The following is a 7,500-nucleotide window of genomic DNA, read 5'->3' as shown; positions in this document are numbered from 1 at the left end:
GCAAGGGTTTACCCTGCAACTGCCCTTGCGAGAGCAGTGCCAGGTCGTAAGCATGGCGAACCAATAATTTTTGACGCTCGGCATCGGGCTCTTGCAATACTTTTTGTATAAAGGTGTGGTTACCGTTGATAATGATTTGCCAATCGGAAGGCAAGTGCTTGATGGGCTGCCCCTGCAACTGTGACATTTCTTTCATCCGGCGAATGAACTCCGGCAAGGTAATCACTACCGGCAGGTCATGTATTGACAGCGCTTCTACCTTGATATTCAGCTTGTCGTCTTGAAGGGTTTCCTTGAAGAGCTTGATGATTTTTTCCTCTTCTTCTTTGGTGAGTGCATGCGTGGCGTTGGTATCGTCTTTTTCGATGAGCTTCTCCACAGAGTCAGCGTCCACGCGCTTAAAGCGGAAAGCGTCGAGCTTTATTTCTAAACGCTGAATAAAATGCGCATCCAAGATGCCATCCATCAACAACACATCGTATCCGCGCTTGCGTGCCGCTTCAATGTAAGTATATTGTTTATCGGTGTCTTGTGCATAAAGCGCTATGATGGTACCGTGTTTGTCTTTTTGAACGGCTTCTATTTTTTGTTTGTATTCATCAATGGTAAAGTATTGCCCTTCGGTGTTTTTGAGCAAACAGAACTTTTGCGCCTTTTCAAAAAACTTGTCATCGGTAATCATCCCATATTTTACGAACAGCCCAAGCCCTTCCCACTTTTCTTCAAAGGCTTTGCGGTCTTTGTTGAAGAGCTCTTGTAGTTTTTCGGCTACCTTCTTGGTGATGTACTGATTGATTTTGCGCACGTTGCTGTCGGACTGCAGGTAGCTGCGCGATACATTTAGCGGTATGTCGGGCGAGTCGATGACGCCATGAAGCAACATGAGATATTCGGGTACAATGTCGCGCACTTCATCGGTAATGAACACCTGCCGGCAGTAGAGTTGTATGCGGCTTTTTTGTATGTCGAACTGGCTGGTGATTTTCGGGAAGTAAAGAATGCCCGTCAAGGTAAAAGGATAGTCAACATTCAGATGAATCCAAAACAGTGGGTCTTCGGCAAAGGGGAAAAGTTGCTTGTAGAAGCTCAAATAATCTTCGTCCTTTAAATCTTGGGGCGATTTTACCCACAGAGGCTCAGTGTCGTTGATTTGCTTGCCATCGAACCACACAGGAACGGGCAAAAAGCGTGCGTACTTGTCCAGTATTTCCTGCAAGCGGAATTTGTTGAGAAACTCCTCGCCTTCTTTGCCTATGTGCAGAATCACCTCTGTGCCACGCTCTTGTTTTGTGGCTTCTTCTATTTCAAAGTGCGTATCACCCGCACAACGCCATTTGACTGCCGGTGCTTCCTCTTTATAGGACTTGGTGATAAGCTCTACTTCGTCGGCTACCATGAAGGCAGAATAAAAGCCCAATCCGAACTTACCTATGATGTCATTGCCGGCTTCTTTATAGCGCTGTACAAACTCGGCAGCCCCCGAAAAAGCCACTTGGTTGATGTACTTCTTCACCTCTTCGGGGGTCATGCCTATGCCGTTGTCTTTTACAATGATTTTTTTGCCCTCTTTATCTAAGATGACCTCTACTTTTAGCTCGCCCAATTCACCTTGAAACTCCCCTATCGACGCCAAGCGTTTTAATTTTTGGCAGGCGTCCACGCCATTCGATACCAGCTCACGCAAGAATATTTCATGGTTGGGCTAACAAACAAAATGACAAAAAAAAGCGCATTTTTTGAGCTGCTGAGGGGGTTTTGTTTTCAAACAAAATGACAAAAAAATGAATTTTGCGTGAATTGCCCGCAAAATTTAGAACATTATTTGGCTGCTTGAATTGCATTGCGCTTGAACTTTAGATGAAGCGTAAACGCCTTTTAAAGCGGTTATAAGGCACTTTTGCATGCACCGGTACTTCTTGGTACCGGTGCTTTTTTCTTTGCCTTGCTTTGCGCTTAAAACAAAATAAAATACTTGATACTGTTAACTTGGTAACATTTTTGGTAACACTTTGAATCTCAAAGGTAACACTTTTGGTAACACTTTGAGACACAAAGTAAGAAGCGGCTTCTTAAAAAAGTACAATTTTATTCTATACGTACGAGCGCCACGACGACCGCAACGGAAAGTATGTCTTCTTGTGGTAGTTCGAATGGAGGGTAATCGGAGTTATAGGATACACAGCGCACATTGCCGTTTGAGCCCGGGTAGATACGCTTGAGCATGAGCCCTTGGCGCGTGTTGAGCAGGTACACACGCCCCCATTGGAAAAACGAGGCGTCTTTTATGATTTTGCAGGCAATGATGTCGCCGGCGCGATAGTAGGGGTGCATGCTTTCGCCCGATACCGGTACTGCGAAATCGGCGCGCACGTTGGGGATGCGTAAGTAGTCTTCTATGTTGTTGTGCGAAATGACTTCGCTGAAAAGGCTTTCGCCGGCTATTGCATACGTGGGTAGCAATGGTATGCTGTTTCCGCTCAATTTTCCCGGCTTTTGCTCTACGCTCAATTGTATCATCTCATCACTTCTACCAAACAAGTAGTTAGGGTTTAATTCAGGGTATTTGTAGAAAATTTTATACAGTATATCGCTTCTTATGCTTGTATTGTTTTTGATAGCATTCGCTATAGTAGCATTTGCCACAGATATAGAGCGTTCAAACTCTCTAATACTTAGGTTTTTACTCTCAATAAACTTTCTAAGTCTCTGTGTTACAATATTTTCTTTTTTCATTGTATATTTTTTTCTACAATTTTATTGTTTGTAGATTTTTTTCTACTTATATTTGTTCAAGCGATTAGAACTTGAAACTACAAAAAGTATGCGACTTACAGAGAGACGCCGTGAGGTATTGAAAAATTTTTTGCTGAAAAGCGACATAAGTGCGATTGCGGCGGCGGTGGGTGTAAGCCCTCGCTATGTGAAGTACATTCTGGAAGGGCAGCGCGCCGTGCGCAGCGCCCGCTCGCGTGCCGTGCTGGCGCTGCTTATCAAAAGAGCTAAGGCAAAACAAAGAGCTACTCAATGCATAAAATGCACAAACAGGACGGCTACATATGGATTAGTATTGAGGATTTTGAAGCTGTGGGCTTAAAAGCCGACAGTATTGTGCAAAGTATTTCCCGGAAGCGCAAAGCGTGGCGCGATGTGGTGACGGCAGGTGCGGGGCGTGAAATGCTTTTACGCTACGACACGCTTTCGAAGCGGCATCAATCGCTGTTTAAAGAGGCTTTAAAGGCGCTTGAAAACGATATTAAAGACGAGCGTGAGGCGGCGGTGGTGGAGTTTTTGCGTGCGCAGCGCCCTGCTTTTGATGTGGAGGAAGAGGTGCGTGCAGGGCTACACGCCGCGCGGCGCGCTGCGTGGCTGCGCTGGCTTGCGGGGTTCGAGGCGCGCACGCTGGGGCTGAATAAAACAGACTTTTACCGGCTGTTTGTGAAGGCTGTGGGCGACAAGCTTGAAATAAATTCTGTGCCTTCGCTTTTGCGGCTGCTGCGTCGCTACAAAGCCGAGGGCGTGGAAGCGCTTGTGGACAAGCGAAAGAAAATAAGCAAATATAACGCAAAAAAACTTGACGAAAAACACAAGCAATTGCTTGAGTATCTGTTGCGCGGGGCTGCTCAAAAGCCCACGGCGCACGATGTGTTCGAGCTTTATAACGAATTCCTTGCCGGGCGCTTGAGTGTGGTGAAGCGCGACACCGGCGAAATCATAGAAGCGGAGGGCTACCGGTCGTTGAGCTACATGACCATTTACAGGTGGTACATGTCGCCGCGTGTGCAGCGGCTGTTTGCGGTGCTTTACGAAGACAGCACGCGCCTGGGCGCTCACCTGCCGCAGGTACGGCGCCGCCGCCCTGAAAAAGCGCTCGAGCTGGTTACCTGCGACGACTGGGACGTACCGGTAGCGGTGGAAGGCGGGCGCAAGCTGAAGGCGTATCTGTTCTTTGACGTAGCTACGCGCCACTGCATCGGTTATGCATGGAGTTTTGAGAAGAACACGGCGCTCTTCCTTGAGGCACTGCGCAACACCCTTCGCAACCCCGCGCTGCAGGGCTTCATGCCGGGCGAGCTGCAGGGTGAAAGCAACCTTTTGAAAGCCCTTGAAAAAGACACGCTGCGGGCGCTGTTCCGCGACGTGAGCATTATACCAAAAAACCCGCTGCCAAAGTACGCGGAATATGACATTCGTTCATTGAAATACGACATACTTCGAAAAAAATACCCGGCTTTGTTCCGCGGGCGGCACTATGCGCGCACGAAGGCCTACAGGCTGGAGGCGCATGAGCAGCACAGTAAGGCGGCTCTGCGGGTGTCTGAAATAGATGCCTTCATGGCGGAGCTTATAAAAGCGTGGAACGAAAAGCACCCGCTTACGGCGCCTTTGGCTGAGGGGCTGTTGAAGCAGGAGCCGGCGGTGCTGGCGGCGGTACTGGGCGAACGCCGCGCCACTACTCACCGCGGCGGTTGCTATGCCTTTGGTAAGTATCTGATAGCTAAGGACAAAGAAAGCGCTTATCGCTTAGATGAGCGATTGAATATAGAAATCGCCTGCTGGGGCGATAAATACTTTGCCCTCATCGATGGCGAGGCTATAGAGCTGCAATCTGCGCCCGAGATACCGGCTGCGCGTAGCGAGCGCTCACAGGAGCACAAAGATGACTTGGCAGAGCTGATGCGCCTGCGTGCGGGGCTACTGAAAACCCTCAATGACGAAGACATAGACCTGTTGTATGAGCAGGCGAAGCGAGGTATTGAATCCCCTGAAAACGAGGAAGAAGAAGACTTCTATTTGAAATACTACGAAACACTAAAAAAGCAGGGACGCGCCTAAACGGACACGACCCTGCCGGATAAGTAGTCACAAACCAAAACCAAATATACTATGAACGACACACAAAAACAAGCCATTCGTGAAGCGCTTGGGCTGCACCTGAGCGGGCTGTCGCTTTCGCAGAGCCGCTTTGCCAAGCGTGCGGGCGTGTCGGCGGCGCTGGTATCGCAGTTGCTGAACGGCAACTGGGAGAACATCAGCGAGCAGGCATGGCGCAAGATAGCCGCCGCCGTGGGCTACAGCCAAGGCTGGCAGGCGGCTGAGACCACGAATTTCAAGCTTGTGACAAGCTATTGCGCCTTGGCGCAGCAAAGCGGCATAGCCAAGCTCATTGCTTATGACGCCGGCGCGGGCAAGAGCTTCGCCTTGCGGCAGTACGCTTTGCACAACAAGAACGTATTCTATGTGCAATGCGAGCGCTTTTTTACGCAAAAGGTGCTGCTGCGAAAGCTTTGCGCCGCCGTGGGCGTGCAGGCTTCGGGCTCTATTGCCGAGCTGTTCGATGCCCTCATTGACGCGCTGAATACGCTTGACAAGCCGCTGGTCATCTTCGACGAATTCGACAAGATACTCGGCGGCGTCTTCGATGTCTTCAAAACCCTCTACGACGCTACTGAGGGACGCTGTGGGTTTGTGCTTTGCGGGGCGGTATGCCTGCGCGAAGAGCTTCGCCGGCGGGTGGACAGAAACAAAATAGGCTATGTAGAGCTGTTCAGCCGCTGCGGGCGTGAGTTTCTGCAACTACGCCCTATTACAAAAAAAGACATCGAAGCCGTTTGCGTTGCCAACGGCATCACAGCCCCCGAGGTGATTGCCGAAATCGTGCGCAGCCTTGGCAACGGCGACTACCGAACCCTTAGAACACTTGTAGAACGCAAAAAAACAGAGCTGCTATGGACATAACACAAAACAGAACCAAGCGTCAGCTTAGGAAGCTTGCCCGTGTGTATTTCAACATGTTGGGCTATTCGTACTACGAAGGCGATTTGTATGTGAAAGACATCTACGGATGTGCTTTGAAAGCGCTTAAAAAAGCGCAGATGCTGGACCTTTGCCGGCGCCTGCACGCCGAAGCGTGTCGCCGCAAGCGGCTGGAAATGGCGGTGTATGCCGCCGCCCGTCGGGCACTTGACAAAGCCGAGCTGCCCGAAGCCGAGCTGCTGCGCCACGCGCGCAAATACCGTTTCGTAGCGCCCGGCACGGTGCGGCTGAACGAACTCACTGAAAACGAATTGAAACAACTCAAAAAAGACTTCAACGCCCTATGGAGACAGCAAAAGAGCTTTTACTACATGCCCTGAAGCAGGAGTCAGCCGTGCGGCAGAAGATATACATAGAAGCGGCGCTTTCGCGCGCCCTTCGTGAAGGTGAAAACGACCTGTTTGCCTTTTTGCGCGGTGCCCTGGGCATGCCCCCTGCCGGCGCCAAGCCTGCCACGAAGAATGTATCAGAGGCGGAAGCTAAAGCCACAACCCCCGAAAAGAAACAAAAAAAAGCTGAGTTCAAGCCTTACACCTGTGCCTGCGGGCGCAAGTTCGCGAGCCGTCAGGCGCTCAGCGGGCACAAACGAAGCTGTAAAAAGTGATAAAATGAGTTGGGAAGCCCAAATGCGACGCAAGGCAGCGCTGCTCTTGAAACGCACCAACACCGAAAAGAATGTGTGGTTGCGCAAAACATACGGCAAAAACAGCCTGCACGAACTCATTGACGCCGAGCTTGCCGACGCAGTGGCTCGCCTCGGCGAGCTGGCGAAAAGCATGAACCGCCAACGCCGCCGCCTTTTCGCAAAGGTGTCTAAAATCAAGTTCAAGCAAGGGGTCACGGCTGAGGAAGTCTTCGACTTCTGTACGAAAATCAAAGGCTTCAAGCTACGCGAGGGCGTGCGCAGCCTGAACGACTTCACGGCAGAGGAGCTGCGGGCTCTCAACAATCATTTAGACAAGATAGAGGCGCGTGCGTTCGAGCAGCGCCGCCGGCAAATGAGTATTCAAAACCCAAAAAACGATAGATGATATGCTGTTCAAATCAAAATCACCGATTGCGCAACTCGAGAAGAAAGTAGAAAAGTACTTCGAGCTGAAAGAAGAAATCGCCGCTTTGCACCACGCTTTGAAAGAGCTTGAAGGCGAAATCGTGGAAGAATGTACGCAACAAAAGCTCTTCCAAGGCAAAACCGCCACCGTGGGCAGCGCCAAGGTGCGCCGCGTGGAGCGCACCCGCCTGCAGGTGCCCAAGCGGTTCGATATGGACGCATTTGCGCTCCAATACCCTAATCTAATTCACTTGCGCCGCGAGCTCATAGAGCCGCGTGTGCTTGAGCTCTTCGAAGACGCCGACTTGGCACAGACCTTTGAGAATGAATTCGGGCTAAGCCTCGACACGCGCGTTTATCATGTGATTCAGAAGTAAACCAAGCCCCCCGCAAGGGGGCTTTAAACCCTTTCTACTTATGAGCAAGAATAAAAAACAACCACCGGTAGAAGACATCCGCTGCATCGTTGCCGTATGCGGGCTGCTGCTGTGCCTGCAGGACTACGTAGACGAGGTGCGCACCTCAAACATCATCACCGACTCGGGTTTGCGCAACGCCCTGCGCAATCTGAACCGCCAGCTGGAGGAGCGTATCAGCCGGGTTTATTTCGGTAACCGCTACATAAGCCCGGAAGC

9 protein-coding genes (1 of these 9 only partly in view) are annotated in these 7,500 nt (G+C 50.6%); 7 read left to right on the top strand and 2 right to left on the bottom strand.

What is annotated here, in order from left to right:
* Window positions 1–1,690 carry the 5' portion of a molecular chaperone HtpG gene (htpG, locus tag QVE43_RS09600; RefSeq protein ID WP_288007642.1) on the bottom strand. Its footprint begins 41 nt before the window's first position, so 1,690 of the gene's 1,731 nt are visible here — the first part of the coding sequence; its start codon is at window positions 1,688–1,690; the stop codon falls past the left edge of the window.
* A 395-nt stretch (window positions 1,691–2,085) separates the two neighbouring features.
* A complete protein-coding gene (locus QVE43_RS09595) occupies window positions 2,086–2,538 on the bottom strand; it encodes a S24 family peptidase (RefSeq protein ID WP_288006566.1) in 453 nt (150 codons plus the stop codon).
* A 486-nt stretch (window positions 2,539–3,024) separates the two neighbouring features.
* Between QVE43_RS09595 and QVE43_RS09590 the strand changes: the two genes are divergently transcribed.
* The 7 genes from QVE43_RS09590 to QVE43_RS09560 all read left to right on the top strand — a co-directional run.
* Window positions 3,025–4,833, top strand: coding sequence for a hypothetical protein (locus tag QVE43_RS09590; RefSeq protein WP_288006563.1), 1,809 nt, complete (start codon window positions 3,025–3,027; stop codon window positions 4,831–4,833).
* Between the two features lie 51 nt (window positions 4,834–4,884).
* Window positions 4,885–5,736 carry an AAA family ATPase gene (locus QVE43_RS09585; protein ID WP_288006560.1) on the top strand — a complete coding sequence of 284 codons (852 nt, stop codon included), beginning with the start codon at window positions 4,885–4,887 and terminating at the stop codon, window positions 5,734–5,736.
* A complete protein-coding gene (locus tag QVE43_RS09580) occupies window positions 5,727–6,134 on the top strand; it encodes a hypothetical protein (protein WP_288006557.1) in 408 nt (135 codons plus the stop codon). The genes QVE43_RS09585 and QVE43_RS09580 overlap by 10 nt, the downstream gene beginning before the upstream one ends.
* The gene (locus tag QVE43_RS09575) at window positions 6,098–6,418 is read left to right on the top strand and encodes a hypothetical protein (RefSeq protein WP_288006554.1); all 321 of its coding nucleotides are present in this window, start codon (window positions 6,098–6,100) and stop codon (window positions 6,416–6,418) included. The genes QVE43_RS09580 and QVE43_RS09575 overlap by 37 nt, the downstream gene beginning before the upstream one ends.
* A gap of 4 nt (window positions 6,419–6,422) precedes the next feature.
* Window positions 6,423–6,845, top strand: a complete 423-nt coding sequence (locus tag QVE43_RS09570) for a hypothetical protein (protein WP_288006551.1) — start codon at window positions 6,423–6,425, stop codon at window positions 6,843–6,845.
* Window position 6,846: 1 nt separating this feature from the next.
* Window positions 6,847–7,242 (top strand): hypothetical protein, encoded by a 396-nt coding sequence (locus QVE43_RS09565; RefSeq protein WP_288006550.1) that lies wholly within the window; start codon window positions 6,847–6,849, stop codon window positions 7,240–7,242.
* A gap of 40 nt (window positions 7,243–7,282) precedes the next feature.
* Window positions 7,283–7,500, top strand: a 218-nt coding sequence (locus QVE43_RS09560) for a hypothetical protein (RefSeq protein WP_288006548.1), incomplete at its 3' end; no start/stop codon positions are given.

The organism is Thermonema sp., assembly GCF_026003375.1.
Classification (GTDB): domain Bacteria; phylum Bacteroidota; class Bacteroidia; order Cytophagales; family Thermonemataceae; genus Thermonema; species Thermonema rossianum.
The sequence above is the reverse complement of the archived record's forward strand: the minus strand, read 5'-3'. Positions and strand labels throughout refer to the sequence as shown.